Genomic DNA, 15,463 nt, shown 5'->3' with positions numbered 1-15,463 from the left:
GTCGAGGCCATGTCATTACCCATAACAAAACCTGTTCTGATCATTGGCGGTTCAGGTATCGTCGGAGCAAAAACAGCACAAACGCTGCGCCGGCTGCACCCCGACCTGCCCATTGCCATCGGCGGTCGCGACATCGCCAAGGCGCAAGGCATTGCCGAAGCAGTGGGTAACGCCGTCGCTGCCAGAATCGATCTCGACCGGACCGATCTCGGCCAGGACGCAAGCTCCGCTTACAGCGCGATCGCCGTATTCGTGAAGGATGAGACACTCAACAGCATGAAGTATGCCCAGGCTCATGGCTTGCCATATCTCAGCGTCTCCAGCGGAGTATTCGAAGTGGGGCCGGAAATGGCACTCGCGATCCGCAAGCCCGGAAGCGCTCCGATCCTCATGGCGAGCAACTGGTTGGCGGGCGCCGCCACCTTCCCGGCGCTTCAGGCAGCGCTTGATTTTCGAACCATTGATCAGATTTCAATCACTGTCGTCCTTGACGAACAGGATATGGGTGGGCCAGCAGCCTTTGCAGATTTTCAGCGGCTCACCGAATCGGCGCCTAATCCACTGCAGCTCAAAGACGGACGTTGGCGCTGGGTCAAAGGCGAGGAGGCCAAGCGGGGATTCATCGATATTGACGGCACTGAGGTCGAAGCCAGCGCATACTCGCCACTCGATGTGTTGAGCCTTTCGACGGCGACAGACGTGAAGTCCATTCGTTTTGATCTCGTTTATGGCATGTCTGCGAGCAGAAGACGGGGCGACGCATTTTCCACTGAGATTGCCATCGAGATCAGCGGCGAATTGTTAACGGGTGAAAAAGTGCATAAGCGTCTGGATATCGTGCACCCAGAGGGACAGGCTCCGCTGACAGCGCTGCATGTTGCGCTTGGAATCGAGCGTCTCCTCGGTCTTTCTGGGGGTGAACCGGTCGAGCCCGGCATCTATTTGCCCGACATGCTGATGGAACCGGAATACGTTGTCCGTCAAATGAAGGAATTCGGCACAGTGTTTCGACAAAACTGATGCCAAACCAGCTGTGGGTTTCCGCCATGAAGCGCCACATGGCCTTCTCCTGAACCGCAAAGGGATGCTAAGGATTCCGCGCGCCACCTCGCGCGCGGAATCACTTGAGCATCTGGAGAAACGATGAAGGTCGATATCGACATGGGAGCGGCGCCAGCCGGCGCGAAAGCCATGCTCGATCTGGAAGAGCTTCTGGCCACCCGCCTGCTCGTCCAGGGCAACTCTGGCTCGGGCAAATCGCACCTGTTGCGCCGCCTGCTCGAGCAAAGCGCCCAGTGGGTGCAGCAATGCGTCATCGATCCGGAAGGCGATTTCGTCACTCTGGCCGACAAATACGGCCATGTGGTTGTCGATGGCGCTCGTACAGAGAACGAGTTGACCCGCATAGCCGCCCGCATTCGCCAGCACCGGGTTTCCGTGGTGCTTGACCTCGAAGGGCTGGATGTCGAGCAGCAGATGCGCTGCGCTGCGGCATTTCTTGGCGGTCTGTTCGATGCCGAACGGGATTACTGGTATCCGATGCTCGTCGTTGTTGACGAGGCGCAGCTTTTTGCACCAGCCGTCGCCGGAGAAGTCTCCGACGAGGCGCGCAAGCTCTCCCTCGGCGCCATGACCAATCTGATGTGCCGCGGACGCAAGCGTGGCCTAGCCGGTGTCATCGCCACGCAACGCTTGGCCAAGCTTGCGAAGAACGTAGCCGCTGAAGCCTCCAACTTCCTTATGGGGCGTACTTTTCTCGACATCGACATGGCCCGCGCCTCCGATCTTCTCGGGATGGAACGGCGGCAGGCAGAACAGTTTCGCGATCTGGCACGTGGCCATTTCGTCGCCTTGGGACCGGCGTTATCGCGTCGGCCGTTGGCCGTCACCATCGGCCCGGTGGAGACTTCTGCCCGTTCATCGAGCCCCAAGCTGACGCCACTGCCGCAGCCAGGTGAAGATGCCCATGATTTGATCTTTACGCCGGCACCGGAAGAGCGGCGTGCCATTGTTCGTCGCACGCCTCCTCCGCCAGCACCGACCCCCACTGCCGACATTCTGAACCAGCTCACACAAGCCAAAGCCCTGGCACAAGCCGAAGCTCCTGCGCCCACGCTGTTTCCCGAGATTGACCAAGCGGAGCGCAATGGCCTGATCGATGCGATCATGCATGAAATGCTCAATGATCCCGACGCGTCTTTCCGCACCGATGCAGTTCTCTACCAAGATTTTCTCGTCCGATGCCGCATTCGCCGCGTGCCGGGTGAAGCACTGGCCCTACCTGACTTCCGCCGCAGGCTGGCCGTCGCACGCGCCGGCATCGATGGCGAGACGGCACAAAGCGAACCGTGGCAGCAGGCACTTGAACTGTCGAAGACCCTGCCCGACGATGTTCAAGGTGTATTCTTCATTGTGGCGCAAGCTGCCGTCACGAATAGCCCCTGCCCTTCGGACGCAACCTTGGCCCGCGCCTATGGCACCCATTCCGCCAGGCGCGCCCGGCGGCTCCTCACCTATTTCGAAGAACAGGGACTGATCGTCGTCCGCACCGATTTCACCGGCAATCGCGTTGTCGCCTTTCCGGATCTCGGTTGCGAGACCGCGCCCGGCGATCCGAATGGCCCCGATGAAGGTACACCGGAGCAGCACGCGGCTGAATAATCAACTGATCTTCGCGAGAAGCGGCACCAACTCGCCGAGATGCCCGATCTCCCTGAAACGAGGCTCGGCAACCGGCGCATCGACATGTTCAAGCGCCCAGGTCAATTCGTGCGGTACGAATATGCCCCAACTGCCAGCCTCGATCGCGGGAACCACATCGGATTTCAGCGAGTTACCGATCATCATGGCTCGTTCCGCGCCGTCACCGTGACGGCTGAAAACCCGTTGATAGGTCGCTCTGTCCTTATTGCTGACGATTTCCACCGCATCGAAGAAATCACCGAGCCCCGATTGCGCCAGCTTGCGTTCCTGATCGAACAGATCGCCCTTCGTGATCAGCACGAGTCGATATTGATCGGCCAGTTGCTCCAGCGTTTCCTGCACATGCGGTAAAGTTTCAACCGGATGACGCAGCATTTCCCGACCGGCGGCCAGAATCTCGGCGATAACCGAAGATGGAACCTGACCTTCCGTTACTTCGACTGCCGTTTCGATCAATGAAAGTGTGAAACCCTTGATGCCGAAACCGTAGAGATCGAGGTTGCGCTTCTCGATCGCAAGCAATCGGTCGGAAAGATCCGCAATCTCCACATGTGGAGACAAGAGATCGGCAAAGTGCTTTTCCGATGTCCGGAAAAACTGTTCGTTCTGCCAGAGCGTATCGTCCGCGTCGAAACCGATTGTTGTTATGGAAGAAGGCATGGGAAAGCTCGCTCCGTTGATTGTCTGACCTTCAGCCGGGCGGGTCGCCTCGCCTGGCTGAAGCTCAGTATATTAGCACCGTCCTTCGCCAATCACCCGATAACCTGCATTGCCAGCCTCGCAGGCATTGCCGAAAGATTGAACCGAGTTGCCACGGCGGGCACATACGGGCGCATATTGCTGCGTGCACATGCGCGGTTCCTCGGGTCTGTACGGTTGACCGGGGCCACCTGGCCTATCTGGCCTATCTGGCCGACCCGGCTGTCCGCTCCAGCCGCCACCCGGCCTATCCTGATAGCTACATTCTCCAGAGCCAACGATGCGAAAATCCCTGGAGCGCGCCTCGCAGGCATTGCCAAATGTCTGACGCACAGATCCACGAACGCCGCAAACCGGCGCATATTCGCGCGTACAGAATTGCGGCCGCTCGGGCCGATCGGGGCGCGGATAATGGGGGCCACCGTCCTCCACCGCAACTGTGCAGCTCGCGACTATAGCCGTCACTGCCATTACCGCAGCAATTTTCAGGAAATTCCTTATCTGCGCTTGCATGACCTCTCCCTTCATTCAAACGTTACGCAAACCGATCAAAACAATGGAATCATTGCGCATATACCTCTTATCAGAAATAGAGCTGTGCTTTATGCCTGTATCCTTATCTTGAAGGGGAATGACAACAGAGTGAATTGGCTCAGACAGCTCAGCTTTATGGCAGCATTCCTGGTGCTGGCCCCGCTCGATGCGTGGGCAGCGGACAATCCGTTCGTTTCAACGCCCGCAAAACCCCCAACACCGACTGTCGGGCAGATCTGCGCAGCCATCGCGACACATGCGGATGGGAACGGGGTTCCACGTGATTTCTTCGCAAGGCTGATCTGGAAAGAAAGCCGTTTCGATGTCCAGGCGACAAGCCCCGTTGGTGCACAAGGTATCGCCCAGTTCATGCCGGGAACGGCCAAAGAGCGAAATCTCGACGATCCTTTCGACTTCGCCAAGGCTCTGCCAGCGTCCGCAGCGCTTTTGAAGGACCTGCGCAGATCCTTCGGCAACTGGGGTCTGGCAGCTGCTGCCTACAATGCCGGCCCGACGCGGGTGGCGAATTGGCTGTCGAGCGGTGGCTTCCTCCCACTCGAAACAGAAGAATATGTGCTCGACATTACGGGGCGGTCAGCGGACGATTTCGCAGCAGGCACCGAAATAAACGCACGCCCGCTCAATGCCAAGCTCAGCTTCGATGCCGCATGCCGCCAGCTGCCGATTGTCCGCTTTGCAACCATTGCCATGGCCCAGATCAAGCCCAAACCGTGGGGCATCCAGATTGCCGGCAATTTTCGCCGTTCGGCGGCCGTCGGTCAGCTCCAGCGCTTGCGCCGCAGTTTTCCAGCGATCCTCAATAAGCATGAGCCCGTTATCAGCCGCAACCGTACCGCAATGGGACGACGCGGCATCTATGCCGTACGTATCGGGGCGGACAGCCGAAGTGAGGCCAATCAAATCTGCACCCTGCTCCACAGCGCCGGAGGGGCCTGTATCGTGCTCCGCAACCGATAGCCGCCAGGTTTCGGCATGTCGGTACTTATGATGACGTGAGCCACCCCAGTACAGGCACGCCCGACTAGAATTTTCTACCTATAAGTATCTAAGCTGCACAGCTGTCCGGTATAATCGTATAAATTGCAGAAAAACTTTTGCTTGCCAAAAAACACTTATTCTAGCAGTCTCAAAGCGTTCGGGCATTTGCGAACACTGGAAGACTGGAAGAACGGCGCGCCGGAACCGCAAGAATACCGGGTCGGGAGTAATCCCGGCAATGATCGGCTCCTTTCCTGAATTCGAGAACTGCCTGCATGACTTCCGCCGAACGTAGCTTACAGAAGGCGGTATACTACCAATCCCGCAAGCCCGGAGGGGAACGCGGTAAGTAAGGAAAAGGAACGAAGCATGGCACAGACCGGTACGGTCAAATTCTTCAACAGTGAAAAAGGCTTTGGCTTTATCAAGCCGGATGACGGCGCAGCGGACATTTTCGTTCATATCTCCGCAGTTCAAGCGTCCGGTCTCACAGGTCTCGCAGATAATCAGAAGGTCTCCTTCGATACCGAGCCTGATCGTCGTGGTAAGGGCCCAAAGGCCGTTAACATTTCGGTCACTGAATAATTCCTGGCGGCTGAAGCCGCCAAAAATCCCCGGCGATGCCGGGGGTTTTGATTTCTGGAACATATTGCGCGGAAAGGCCCAGTCCTTTCCGCTGCTATTGGGACGCGCACTTTTGCAATGAATGGTGCAGCTACAATCGCGCCACTCTCCCGCCTTGGATTTGCTGATATTCGATGTATTTATTCCGGCCTGGCTGACCGCGGAACGAGATCCTGTGGTTTCCGTTCAGCTTGCATTCATTCGGGAACGGATAAAACAGACATCACGGCTGGCGCCCCCACTTGAAGTCCAGCCCCACACTATCAGGCGAAGCAAAACAACGCTTCACCAAGGATGCTTCAAAGGAGGCACAGATGAACAAAGGCACCAAGATTGCCATTCTCGCAACCGCCGCTCTTGCAACGGTCATGGTACCCCTCACTTCGGCGTCCGCCGACGATTGGCGCGGTGATCGCTACTATCGCCACCGTCACCACAACAACGGCGGCGACGCATTGGCAGCTGGTGCAATCGGCCTTGCAGCTGGTGCCGTACTCGGCAGTGTGCTTGCCCAGCCACGCGAACCGGAAGTGATTTACCGCGACTACGATGATGGCTACCGTCCGGCATATCGCGCTCCTGTCCGCGTCTATCGCGAAGTTCAGGCTCCCCGTTATTACGGCGCGGCACAGCCCTGGTCACGTGAATGGTACCGCTATTGCTCAGATCGCTATCGCTCATTCAACCCGGAGACCGGCACATTCCGCGGGTATGATGGACGCGACTACTTCTGCAATGCCAACTGATTTTGATCAGAAAGCCTCGAAGAACCGCCGGTAAACCGGCGGTTTTTTTATGCCTGTATCAGGAATGGATTGGTGCGGCGCTCTTCACCGAAACGCCCGCCAGGCCCATGGCCGCATATGAAACCGATATCGTCTCCGAGCGGCAAGAGCTTCGTCTTGATAGAGTTGATCAGCGCGGCATGGTCGCCACCCGGCAAATCCGTCCGCCCAACCGATCCATTGAACAAGACATCGCCCACATGGGCGAACTTCGCTACCCGGTTGAAATAAACGACGTGACCGGGCGCATGGCCAGGACAATGCAGCACTTCGAAAACATGCGAGCCGAACGATACCGTATCGCCGTCATTCAACCACCGGTCGGGCGTGCAATTGCGGACCTTGTCCGTAATGCCATATTGCAAGGCCGTTGATTCCAGACTGTCCAAAAGAAAGCGGTCGGCTTCGTGTGGTCCGATGATGTCGACGCCAAGCGCGTCCTTCATGTCCATGGCACCGGCTGCATGATCGATATGGCCGTGCGTGATCCAGATAGCTTCAATCACAATGCCATTTGACTGGATTGCATTTAAGACCTGCTCATTGTCCCCGCCCGGATCAATGAGAACGCCGTGCTTGTCGTCACTGTCAAAGAGGATCGTGCAGTTTTGCTGAAAGGCCGTGACAGGAATAATACCGGCCTGCAATTGTCCCATTTCGTACTAATCCCATGCTATTGTGGCCTTCACGCGAATATCTAAGGCCAAGAACGCTCAAATGAAAAGGGCGGCCATGGACCGCCCTCAAAAAATCGTTTGCATCCCGACTAGATCAGGTCTTCGCCATCGAATTCTTGATTGCCCCTACGATCGCCGTCAGAATTAGGCCACCTACGCCGCCGCCGGCGACCTGGCCGATGATGGAGCCTAGATCAAGCCCCGATGATGTTGCTGCATTAGCCACCATTTCGGCACCACCGGAGCCGAGATACTGTGTCAGATAACCGCCTATAAGTCCGCCAATGCCGCCAGCAACTGAGTTGCCGGTTGTGCCGAGGCTCAGGTTCTTGAGAAGACCGCCGACAATATTACCGCCGACACCACCTGAGATAAGCTGGATAATAATAGGAAGAAGCGCTTCCATGATTGACACCCCGTCAACGTTTCGAGCCAGACTCATGCCTGACAACCATCATGATGACTAAGTTTTAAGCAATGTCAAACAACTTGATACCTCCATGAAGAGGTATCAAACACTATTTTGGATTTAACTTTCGGCTATTCGGCAGCAGCTTTCTTTGGCATTACTTCAGCCGCATAATCATTCATCAGATTGATCGCGATTTCGCCGACAGTGAAACGATGGGGGCCGATCTCCGAAACCGGAGTAACTTCTGCGGCAGTGCCAGTCAGGAAGCATTGCTCGAAACTGTCGAGTTCTTCCGGCATGATTGTTCGCTCGACAACTTCGTAGCCGCGCCGCTTGGCCAGATCGATAACCGTGCGGCGGGTAATACCGTCGAGGAAGCAATCGGGCGTCGGCGTATGAATGACTCCATCCTTGACGAAGAACACATTGGCACCCGTCGCCTCGGCAACCTGCCCACGCCAATCGAGCATCAGGGCATCGGCATAGCCCTTGGCTTCGGCGGCATGCTTCGAGATCGTGCAAATCATGTACAGACCGGCTGCCTTTGATTTGGACGGTGCTGTTTTAGGATCAGGGCGGCGATATTCAGCAAGGTCAAGCCGGATACCCTTCAGCTTCTGCGCAGGATCGAAATAGCTTGGCCACTGCCAGATGGCGATAGCGACATTGATCTTGTTGGCCTGAGCCGAAACGCCCATCGACTCACTGCCGCGCCAAGCGATCGGACGGACATAGGCATCCTGGAAGCCTTGTTTGGCCAGGAGTTTCCGGCTTGCCTCGTTCAATTCTTCAACCGTGAAAGGAATCTTGAACCCCAGTATGCGTGCCGATTCGTGCAAGCGTTCCGTGTGTTCGTTGAGTTTGAAGATTTCGCCGCCATAGGCGCGTTCCCCTTCAAAGACGGAGCTTGCATAATGCAAGCCGTGAGTCAGCACGTGAACCTTGGCATCCGCCCAGCGAACGAATTCGCCGTTCATCCAGATGTAACCTTCAAGCTGATCAAATGGAACGGATGCCATGTTTTCCTCCAGGCGTTTGATTCCTGATAATTTTTACGGGGTTCGGCTCGCACCAACTGGTCCCGATTGCCAATTGGTGTACCATTGCCCACGGCACCAATAGGCGTTTCGATGAGGAAAATGTCCCAGAAACACTTATTGGCTTTTCGTTTAATTCAAAATGTGGCCAACAGCTTGCCAAAAATTATCAGCAGTCTAAAATTAAGTCAACAAGACTGACATAATTTTCAACAAGAGCGGGAATCCTGCATGAAATCTTATACACCAGATCGGCATATTGAGACAGCCCTGACGAAAAATGACGCGAGTGAACTCGATATCATCGAGCTGTTTTTCTTTGCCTATCGCGACTTCACCGCCGATCCGGATCTTATTTTGGAGAAGCTTACTTTTGGTCGCGCGCACCATCGCGTTCTCTACTTTATCAACCGCAAGCCCGGCATGACTGTCGCGGAGCTGCTCGATGTTCTGCAGATCACCAAGCAGAGCCTTGCGCGCGTGCTCAAGCAGTTGATCGACACCGGTCACGTCGTCCAGATCCCTGGGCCTCGCGACCGGCGACAACGCGAGCTTTATCCGACATCGAAAGGCCGTGAACTGGCGCTTGAACTTGCCGCACCGCAATCACGCCGCATTACCAGTGCATTGGAGCAAATTGGCCTTTCCGATCGAACAGTGATTGAACATTTCCTCAAGGCAATGGTGAACCCCGGACAGTGGCAACAGATCGACAGTCTGCCGAAGGCAGGGTAGAAACGCATCGGAACCTGACGAAGGGTTTACAGGAGCGGAAGGCCCAAATGCCAGAGAAGATAAAGGAACAATATTGGTGAGTGACGAACCTACGCTTTCAGACGATGCACCCCACCTGCTCATTGTCGACGACGACACCCGAATTCGAAATCTACTGTCGCAATACCTCACAGGCAGCGGCTTTCGCATTACGGTGGCCGCTAATGCGGACGAGGCGCGGCGCAAGCTGGCCGGGATTGATTACGACCTTCTCATTCTTGATGTGATGATGCCGGGTGAGAGTGGTGTTGCCCTGACACAGTCGCTGCGCCAGGAGAAGAACGTGCCGATCCTCATGCTGACGGCATTGTCGGAAACCGACAGCCGCATCGCGGGTCTGGAAGCCGGCGCCGATGACTATTTGCCAAAACCCTTTGATCCGCGTGAGTTGATTCTGCGCATCAACAATATCCTGCGCCGCGGCGCTCCCGCCTCACAGGCCAAGATCGAGCAAATCGTTTTCGGCCCCTATACATTTGTCATCGCCAAGCGCGAACTCAAGCGCTCGGGCGAAATGATCCGTTTGACCGACCGTGAACAGGACATTATGGCGATCTTTGCCGCCCGCGCTGGCGAAACCGTACCGCGCCATGAACTGACCGGACAGGAGGGCGAAGTCGGCGAGCGCACGATCGATGTGCAGATCAACCGCCTGCGCCGCAAGATCGAGAATGATCCGGCCAATCCCGTTTGGTTGCAGACAGTGCGCGGCGTCGGCTATAAATTAAGCGTGGAGTAGCGAGACGAAATCCACATCGGACAATAGACAAAGTGCGCAAGCGGATACCGAAAAGATGGCGACGACCGACTCCGCAAAACGCACATTGGCAGTCAGAAAGCGCCACTGGCGGCGTAAGCGAAGCACGATTCTTGGCCCTTGGCGGAAGCTGACACGATGGCTCGCACACTGGATGCCAAAACGGCTCTATGCGCGTTCGCTGATCATTATTATCGCACCGATGGTACTCCTTCAGTCCGTGATCGCTTTTGTCTTCATGGAGCGCCATTGGCAGACGGTGACGCAGCGTCTGTCGACAGCGGTGGTGCGTGATATCGCCGGCATCATCGATCTGATGGATACCTATCCACAGGATTCGGGCTATGAAAATCTGATCCGGATTTCGAGAGAGAGACTGGCGCTCAATATCTCGATTCTCCCGGCTGACCCCCTGCCCGCACCGGGTCCCAAGCCATTCTTTTCAATTCTTGATGGCATCTTGAGCGAAGAGATCACCAAACAGATCAACCGCCCCTTCTGGATCGACACGATCGGCGATTCCGACCTGGTTGAGATCCGGATTCAGCTTGAGAACAAGGTTCTGCGCGTCTTCGCCCGCCGAAGTCAGGCATACGCATCCAACACGTTGATTTTCCTCGTCTGGATGGCTGGTTCCGCACTGGTTTTGCTTGCCATCGCCATCCTATTCCTGCGCAATCAGATCAAGCCTATCCAGCAATTGGCAACCGCCGCCGACAGTTTTGGCAAGGGCCGGGCGCCGCCACCGGATTTCAAACCCCGTGGAGCCGAGGAGGTTCGCAGGGCGGGTGCTGCCTTCATCGTGATGCGCGAGCGCATCGAGCGGCAGATTGAACAGCGCACGACCATGTTGAGCGGCGTCAGCCACGATCTGCGCACCATCCTTACGCGGTTCAAGCTCCAGCTCGCTCTTGTCGGCAACAGGGTCGATACGGAGGCGATGGAGCAGGATATAGAGGACATGCAGTCGATGCTGGAAGGCTATCTCGCCTTCGCTCGCAGCGAGGCCGAGGAAGAAACCGGTACCGTCAATCTGGAACGCTTCTTTGCCAAGCTGAAGGAGGAAGGCGCACTGCTGGAACGCGGGTTTGCGTCGAGCATTCGTGGGGAACCGGAAATCCACGTGCGGCCCAACGCCTTTTCCCGCCTCATCTCCAATCTCGTGTCGAATTCATTTCGCTATGCGAAGAACGTCTCCGTAGCTGCAGAGCATCGCGAAGGCTGGTTGACGATCACCATTGACGATGACGGGCCCGGCATTCCAAAAGAAATGCGTGATGAAGTGTTCAAGCCATTCTTTCGACTGGATGAAGCGCGCAATCAGGATGCGGGTGGGACAGGGCTTGGCCTCGCTATCGCGCTCGATATCGCCCGCGGTCATGGTGGCGATATCGCACTCGATGAAAGCCCGGCAGGTGGTTTGCGTGCCGTTGTAAGAATTCCGGCATAACGAACGGGCAAAGCTGGGGCTTAAAAAGCCGTCAAGCGGCCTTTTCGCCAGTCAGCGCGGCACTTCGGCCGGACCGAATTCCGCGAGGCATGCACGCCACGACAATGCGCGTTAGGCCGATGCTGACCATTGTCAGCCTCGCGATCCAGCAGGCGGATTATCTCGCAAGAAGAATTGAGCCAATGGCTAGCTATCTGCGATGAAATTTCTAGAACAGCTTGCCGCCATTCGGCACAGGTTTGCTGATGGCAGCGAGGACAACAGCCCCTTCCTCGTCCGGAAATCCGAGGGTCAGAACTTCCGACATGAACGGCCCGATCTGACGCGGCGGAAAATTCACCACTGCCATGACCTGCCGGCCTTTCAGCTCTTCAAGCGAATAATGCTTGGTGATTTGTGCCGACGATTTCTTGATGCCGATCTTGGGACCGAAATCGATCTTGAGTTTGAAAGCTGGCTTGCGCGCTTCGGGGAATGTTTCCGCTTCGACAATGGTGCCGACGCGGATATCCACCTTTTCAAAATCGTCGAACGTAATCGTCATTGCTCAGGCTCGCCCACAAAAAACTGGTCAGGCAGAGCCTACCGTCTCGAACAGGATACTGTCGAGAGATTCCCGGGCTGTCGAGCCAGACCAGACAACGAACTGGAAGGCCTGGAAATATGTCTCGCACGCATCAAGTGCGCTGGAAAGCAGCACTTCTACCTGCTTGCTCGTTGGCTCGGCTCCGCCTGAGAGCAGCAGTGACTGGCGATACATGACCGCCCCCTCCTGCCGCCAAAGATCGAAATGGCCCATCAGGAGCTGTTCGTTGATGAGGGACAACAAACGCATCACTTCATTGACGCGAGGCTCGCTCACCGCGATGTCGAAGGCGCAAGCCAGATGCAGCGCCTCGAAATCTTCCATCCATGAGAAGGAAATCTGGTAATCGGTCCAGCTCCCCTCGACGGTGATGGCAATTTCATCTTCCCCGGTGCGCTCGAACGCCCATTCGTTGGCGTGGGCTACATGCTCAATCACATCAACCGGATGCAAATCGCGCGCAATTTCTATTTCCAGAAGGCTCATCGCCATTACCTGCTAAATCGAATCTCATATGAACGCTGCGGGAGCACAGCGCACCCACCCGAAGGACACCAAACGCTTGAAAACTCACCGGCAGGCAGAACACACCTATCCGGGTCGCGGTTACGAACCATATTAACCGCTGCATGAGCCCTGAAACGAATCATGCTGTAATTTCAGTGTATTGATGCTGAGTCCGAGCGCCAGTCCCCTTTTGGTCGAATGGCGTGAATGGATGTGGACAGACCTTCTGAAAAAGATTCACGAGCTGCCTTTAACTGACTCTAAGACAACGATTTTCGGCGATTTCCACCTGTTGATAAATCCTTACGATTTATTTTGGGGAAAAGGGAAATTGACTCTGATCGATACCCGAAAACAGCAAGCAGGCAACCGGAGGCGGGTACGAACCGAGTCAAACGGCGTCAGAAACGCAAAAACCCGCCGACGACAAACGGCCAGCGGGTTCGAATCCACTCGACGATTTCTGCGATTAGTCCTTCTTGGCGCGACTCGCTGCAGCACCTGATTTTGCAGGCTTGGCTGCCTCATCCTTCCCGCCGACAAGGGCCTCGAGGGCTTCGATACGAGCCAGAAGCGCCGTGTTTTCCGCCCTGGCCCGAATTGCCATTTCGCGCACAGCTTCAAAATCTTCGCGCTGCACGACATCCATCGTGTTGAGCAGCCGTTCTGCCTGGCCGCGGAATGCCGTTTCGACTTCACGGCGCACGCCTTGCGCCGCACCCGCAGCGTCGGTCACAAGCTTTGCCAGTTCATCAAGAACGCGGTTTGATCCATTGGTCATGGCGGATACCTCTCTGGTTTCACTATCAAATAATCGCCGACAGAGCTTATTGCAAGCAAGTCAGCACCGCGTGCGGCAATACTGGCAATCGAGGTTTCAGGCGTCACCCGCGCGCAAATGTTACCGGGAAGGCAACTTGACGCTGTTCATGCCCTCGCGCATGGTCCCGCCAACAATAAACCCTGACTCTGGAGTGCCTTTGTGAGCGAAATCCTTCTCCCGACATTTGCCGCTATCGCATTTCCGGATATTGATCCCGTAATTTTTTCTATCGGGCCGCTGTCAGTCCATTGGTACGGTCTGGGTTATGTCGTCGGCATTCTCTTCGCGTGGTGGTACGCCAAGAAGCTGATCAGCAAGCCCCGTCTTTGGGCAAACAACACACCCCCCATGAAACCCACCGACCTTGACGATTTCGTTCTGTGGGCCGCGCTTGGCGTCGTCCTCGGCGGGCGCATTGGCTACATCCTGTTCTACGACCTTGCCCGCTATATTGCCCACCCCCTCGATATATTCAAAGTCTGGGAAGGCGGCATGTCGTTTCATGGCGGCCTGCTCGGCACCATTCTGGCCATGGCGCTGTTCGCCCGATCACGAAAGATAAACGTCTATAGCATGTTCGATACCGTCGCCGCCGGCGTGCCCATCGGCCTCGGTCTCGTCCGGGTGGCGAACTTTATCAACAGCGAGCTCTGGGGAAGACAGACTGATGTTCCGTGGGGCATGGTATTTCCCACCGGCGGCCCCTTCGTCCGCCATCCAAGCCAGCTCTATGAGGCCGCGCTTGAAGGCATCGTTCTCTTCACGACGCTGGCCCTGTTGATCTTCTATGGCCGCAAGCTGAAAAGCCCCCGCTTCATCAGTGGCGCGTTTGTTACGCTCTATGGTCTCTCACGTATCTTCGTCGAATTTTTCCGCGAGCCAGACGCCCAGCTCGGTTATCTCTATGGTGGCTGGCTGACAATGGGAATGATTCTTTCAGTTCCCATGGTGCTGATCGGCCTTGGATTCACATTGTCAGCGCGTAACCCGGAGGTTGCCACGGGACGATGAATCTGAAGCGGCGCATCATCCGGCAGATCGAAGCCACCGGCCCTATCAGCGTGGCTGATTACATGGCGATGTGTCTGTTTGACCGCGATGCGGGATACTACACGACGCGCGAACCATTCGGCAAAGATGGCGATTTCATCACGGCGCCCGAGGTCAGCCAGATGTTCGGGGAACTCGTCGGCGTGTGGTGCGTCAACGCATGGCAGGCCCTTGGCACTCCGAGCAAATTCGTCCTTTGCGAGATCGGCCCTGGACGCGGCACGCTGATGAAAGACCTCATCCGCTCCGTCCGCAGGATCGCGCCGGATTTCGTCGCAGCTGTAAAAATCCACATGGTGGAGATCAGCGATCGGTTGACCCAAATCCAGCAAACGACACTTGCCGAATACCAGGGCGCTATCGGCTGGTACAAACAGTTCGCAGACATCGGATCCGGTCCGCTTATTCTCGTCGCCAATGAACTCTTCGACGCCATTCCTTCGCGTCAGTACGTGAAGACAAAAGGCAGGTTCGTTGAGCGCATGATAGCACTCGATGTCGACCAGAACCTTGTCCTTGCCGCCGGTACCGGCACGATTGACCAAACGCTGCTTCCGCCAGCCAAGGATATCGCACCGGAAGGAAGTGTCTTTGAAATCGCCCCTGCCCGCAGCGCCTTGATGCAAGAGGTCGCCGGACGGATACACCGAGAGCGCGGCGCTGCGCTCCTGTTCGACTATGGTCACTTGCAGCAAGGCTTTGGCGACACACTGCAAGCGCTGAGCCGCCATTCAGCCGTCGACGTATTGCACATTCCGGGCGCGGCCGATCTTACAACGCACGTAGATTTCTACAGCCTTGCCCAGGCAGCGCGCGCAGAAGGCTGCAAGACCAGCGCTACGACCCAAGGCGAATTTCTCATAGCAATGGGCTTGCTGGATCGAGCCGGGGCGTTGGGCCAGGGCAAATCGGACGCCTTTCAGGATCAGATTCGTGCTGACGTGGAGCGGCTAGCCGGACCGGATCAGATGGGAACGCTGTTCAAGGTGCTTTGCGTAACCGATCCCGCTACGCACACTTTCCCGTTCGAAGCGAAATGAATACAG

General features: G+C 56.4%; 18 protein-coding genes. 10 read left to right on the top strand and 8 right to left on the bottom strand.

The features are described from left to right. The first annotated feature begins 9 nt into the window (after window positions 1–9). Together BLM14_RS04145 and BLM14_RS04140 are read left to right on the top strand one after the other, a co-directional pair. Window positions 10–1,020, top strand: a complete 1,011-nt coding sequence (locus BLM14_RS04145) for a saccharopine dehydrogenase (RefSeq protein WP_099998221.1) — start codon at window positions 10–12, stop codon at window positions 1,018–1,020. A gap of 123 nt (window positions 1,021–1,143) precedes the next feature. Next, complete coding sequence (locus tag BLM14_RS04140) at window positions 1,144–2,661, top strand: helicase HerA domain-containing protein (RefSeq protein ID WP_099998220.1); 1,518 nt, start codon at window positions 1,144–1,146, stop codon at window positions 2,659–2,661. Here BLM14_RS04140 and BLM14_RS04135 read toward each other — a convergent pair whose 3' ends face one another. Both BLM14_RS04135 and BLM14_RS04130 read right to left on the bottom strand, forming a co-directional pair. Further along, a complete protein-coding gene (locus tag BLM14_RS04135) occupies window positions 2,662–3,363 on the bottom strand; it encodes an HAD family hydrolase (protein WP_099998219.1) in 702 nt (233 codons plus the stop codon). 72 nt (window positions 3,364–3,435) lie between these two features. Next, window positions 3,436–3,873 (bottom strand): Kazal-type serine protease inhibitor domain-containing protein, encoded by a 438-nt coding sequence (locus BLM14_RS04130; RefSeq protein ID WP_237143514.1) that lies wholly within the window; start codon window positions 3,871–3,873, stop codon window positions 3,436–3,438. Between the two features lie 198 nt (window positions 3,874–4,071). Between BLM14_RS04130 and BLM14_RS04125 the strand changes: the two genes are divergently transcribed. The 3 genes from BLM14_RS04125 (at window position 4,072) to BLM14_RS04115 (ending at window position 6,305) form a co-directional block, all read left to right on the top strand. After that, window positions 4,072–4,914 (top strand): lytic transglycosylase domain-containing protein, encoded by an 843-nt coding sequence (locus BLM14_RS04125; RefSeq protein ID WP_099998217.1) that lies wholly within the window; start codon window positions 4,072–4,074, stop codon window positions 4,912–4,914. Window positions 4,915–5,304: 390 nt separating this feature from the next. Further along, window positions 5,305–5,520: a cold-shock protein gene (locus BLM14_RS04120; RefSeq protein ID WP_099998216.1), complete on the top strand. Its 216-nt coding sequence runs from the start codon at window positions 5,305–5,307 to the stop codon at window positions 5,518–5,520. Window positions 5,521–5,873: 353 nt separating this feature from the next. Next, complete coding sequence (locus BLM14_RS04115) at window positions 5,874–6,305, top strand: BA14K family protein (RefSeq protein WP_099998215.1); 432 nt, start codon at window positions 5,874–5,876, stop codon at window positions 6,303–6,305. Window positions 6,306–6,352: 47 nt separating this feature from the next. On the opposite strand, the gene BLM14_RS04110 is transcribed toward BLM14_RS04115, so the two are convergent. The 3 genes from BLM14_RS04110 to BLM14_RS04100 form a co-directional block, all read right to left on the bottom strand. Then, window positions 6,353–7,000 (bottom strand): MBL fold metallo-hydrolase, encoded by a 648-nt coding sequence (locus tag BLM14_RS04110; protein ID WP_099998214.1) that lies wholly within the window; start codon window positions 6,998–7,000, stop codon window positions 6,353–6,355. A 115-nt stretch (window positions 7,001–7,115) separates the two neighbouring features. Further along, entirely contained in the window at window positions 7,116–7,427 is a 312-nt protein-coding gene (locus BLM14_RS04105; protein ID WP_099998213.1) for a hypothetical protein, read from the bottom strand. A 134-nt stretch (window positions 7,428–7,561) separates the two neighbouring features. After that, window positions 7,562–8,452, bottom strand: coding sequence for a branched-chain amino acid aminotransferase (locus tag BLM14_RS04100; RefSeq protein ID WP_099998212.1), 891 nt, complete (start codon window positions 8,450–8,452; stop codon window positions 7,562–7,564). 249 nt (window positions 8,453–8,701) lie between these two features. Here BLM14_RS04100 and BLM14_RS04095 point away from each other — a divergent pair, with 249 nt between their 5' ends. The 3 genes from BLM14_RS04095 (at window position 8,702) to BLM14_RS04085 (ending at window position 11,451) form a co-directional block, all read left to right on the top strand. Further along, window positions 8,702–9,205, top strand: a complete 504-nt coding sequence (locus BLM14_RS04095; protein ID WP_099998211.1) for a MarR family winged helix-turn-helix transcriptional regulator — start codon at window positions 8,702–8,704, stop codon at window positions 9,203–9,205. Window positions 9,206–9,281: 76 nt separating this feature from the next. Next, the gene (locus BLM14_RS04090; protein WP_418314203.1) at window positions 9,282–9,983 is read left to right on the top strand and encodes a response regulator; all 702 of its coding nucleotides are present in this window, start codon (window positions 9,282–9,284) and stop codon (window positions 9,981–9,983) included. A 172-nt stretch (window positions 9,984–10,155) separates the two neighbouring features. Next, window positions 10,156–11,451: an ATP-binding protein gene (locus BLM14_RS04085; RefSeq protein ID WP_099998209.1), complete on the top strand. Its 1,296-nt coding sequence runs from the start codon at window positions 10,156–10,158 to the stop codon at window positions 11,449–11,451. A gap of 208 nt (window positions 11,452–11,659) precedes the next feature. On the opposite strand, the gene BLM14_RS04080 is transcribed toward BLM14_RS04085, so the two are convergent. The 3 genes from BLM14_RS04080 to BLM14_RS04070 form a co-directional block, all read right to left on the bottom strand. Continuing rightward, window positions 11,660–11,995, bottom strand: coding sequence for a tRNA-binding protein (locus tag BLM14_RS04080; protein WP_099998208.1), 336 nt, complete (start codon window positions 11,993–11,995; stop codon window positions 11,660–11,662). Between the two features lie 27 nt (window positions 11,996–12,022). Next, entirely contained in the window at window positions 12,023–12,523 is a 501-nt protein-coding gene (locus BLM14_RS04075; RefSeq protein WP_100001028.1) for a type III secretion system chaperone family protein, read from the bottom strand. Window positions 12,524–13,013: 490 nt separating this feature from the next. Then, the gene (locus BLM14_RS04070) at window positions 13,014–13,325 is read right to left on the bottom strand and encodes an accessory factor UbiK family protein (RefSeq protein ID WP_099998207.1); all 312 of its coding nucleotides are present in this window, start codon (window positions 13,323–13,325) and stop codon (window positions 13,014–13,016) included. Between the two features lie 201 nt (window positions 13,326–13,526). Here BLM14_RS04070 and lgt point away from each other — a divergent pair, with 201 nt between their 5' ends. Both lgt and BLM14_RS04060 read left to right on the top strand, forming a co-directional pair. Continuing rightward, window positions 13,527–14,378 carry a prolipoprotein diacylglyceryl transferase gene (gene lgt / locus BLM14_RS04065; protein ID WP_099998206.1) on the top strand — a complete coding sequence of 284 codons (852 nt, stop codon included), beginning with the start codon at window positions 13,527–13,529 and terminating at the stop codon, window positions 14,376–14,378. After that, window positions 14,375–15,457: a class I SAM-dependent methyltransferase gene (locus BLM14_RS04060; RefSeq protein ID WP_099998205.1), complete on the top strand. Its 1,083-nt coding sequence runs from the start codon at window positions 14,375–14,377 to the stop codon at window positions 15,455–15,457. The genes lgt and BLM14_RS04060 overlap by 4 nt, the downstream gene beginning before the upstream one ends. The last annotated feature ends 6 nt before the right edge of the window (window positions 15,458–15,463 follow it).

The sequence above is a fragment of the Phyllobacterium zundukense genome (genome assembly GCF_002764115.1).
Taxonomy (GTDB): domain Bacteria; phylum Pseudomonadota; class Alphaproteobacteria; order Rhizobiales; family Rhizobiaceae; genus Phyllobacterium; species Phyllobacterium zundukense.
Note: the sequence above shows the minus strand (reverse complement) of the source record. Positions and strands in the feature narration are given on the sequence as shown.

Bases quoted from the DNA above. Each gene is read 5' to 3' on its own strand.
- BLM14_RS04115 (WP_099998215.1), top strand. From the start codon at position 5,874: ATGAACAAAGGCACCAAGATTGCCATTCTCGCAACCGCCGCTCTTGCA.
- BLM14_RS04095 (WP_099998211.1), top strand. From the start codon at position 8,702: ATGAAATCTTATACACCAGATCGGCATATTGAGACAGCCCTGACGAAA.
- BLM14_RS04110 (WP_099998214.1), bottom strand. From the start codon at position 7,000: ATGGGACAATTGCAGGCCGGTATTATTCCTGTCACGGCCTTTCAGCAA.
- BLM14_RS04135 (WP_099998219.1), bottom strand. From the start codon at position 3,363: ATGCCTTCTTCCATAACAACAATCGGTTTCGACGCGGACGATACGCTC.
- BLM14_RS04120 (WP_099998216.1), top strand. From the start codon at position 5,305: ATGGCACAGACCGGTACGGTCAAATTCTTCAACAGTGAAAAAGGCTTT.
- BLM14_RS04085 (WP_099998209.1), top strand. From the start codon at position 10,156: ATGCCAAAACGGCTCTATGCGCGTTCGCTGATCATTATTATCGCACCG.
- BLM14_RS04080 (WP_099998208.1), bottom strand. From the start codon at position 11,995: ATGACGATTACGTTCGACGATTTTGAAAAGGTGGATATCCGCGTCGGC.
- BLM14_RS04125 (WP_099998217.1), top strand. From the start codon at position 4,072: ATGGCAGCATTCCTGGTGCTGGCCCCGCTCGATGCGTGGGCAGCGGAC.
- BLM14_RS04140 (WP_099998220.1), top strand. From the start codon at position 1,144: ATGAAGGTCGATATCGACATGGGAGCGGCGCCAGCCGGCGCGAAAGCC.
- BLM14_RS04075 (WP_100001028.1), bottom strand. From the start codon at position 12,523: ATGAGCCTTCTGGAAATAGAAATTGCGCGCGATTTGCATCCGGTTGAT.
- BLM14_RS04105 (WP_099998213.1), bottom strand. From the start codon at position 7,427: ATGGAAGCGCTTCTTCCTATTATTATCCAGCTTATCTCAGGTGGTGTC.
- BLM14_RS04070 (WP_099998207.1), bottom strand. From the start codon at position 13,325: ATGACCAATGGATCAAACCGCGTTCTTGATGAACTGGCAAAGCTTGTG.
- BLM14_RS04130 (WP_237143514.1), bottom strand. From the start codon at position 3,873: ATGGCAGTGACGGCTATAGTCGCGAGCTGCACAGTTGCGGTGGAGGAC.
- BLM14_RS04145 (WP_099998221.1), top strand. From the start codon at position 10: ATGTCATTACCCATAACAAAACCTGTTCTGATCATTGGCGGTTCAGGT.
- BLM14_RS04060 (WP_099998205.1), top strand. From the start codon at position 14,375: ATGAATCTGAAGCGGCGCATCATCCGGCAGATCGAAGCCACCGGCCCT.
- BLM14_RS04100 (WP_099998212.1), bottom strand. From the start codon at position 8,452: ATGGCATCCGTTCCATTTGATCAGCTTGAAGGTTACATCTGGATGAAC.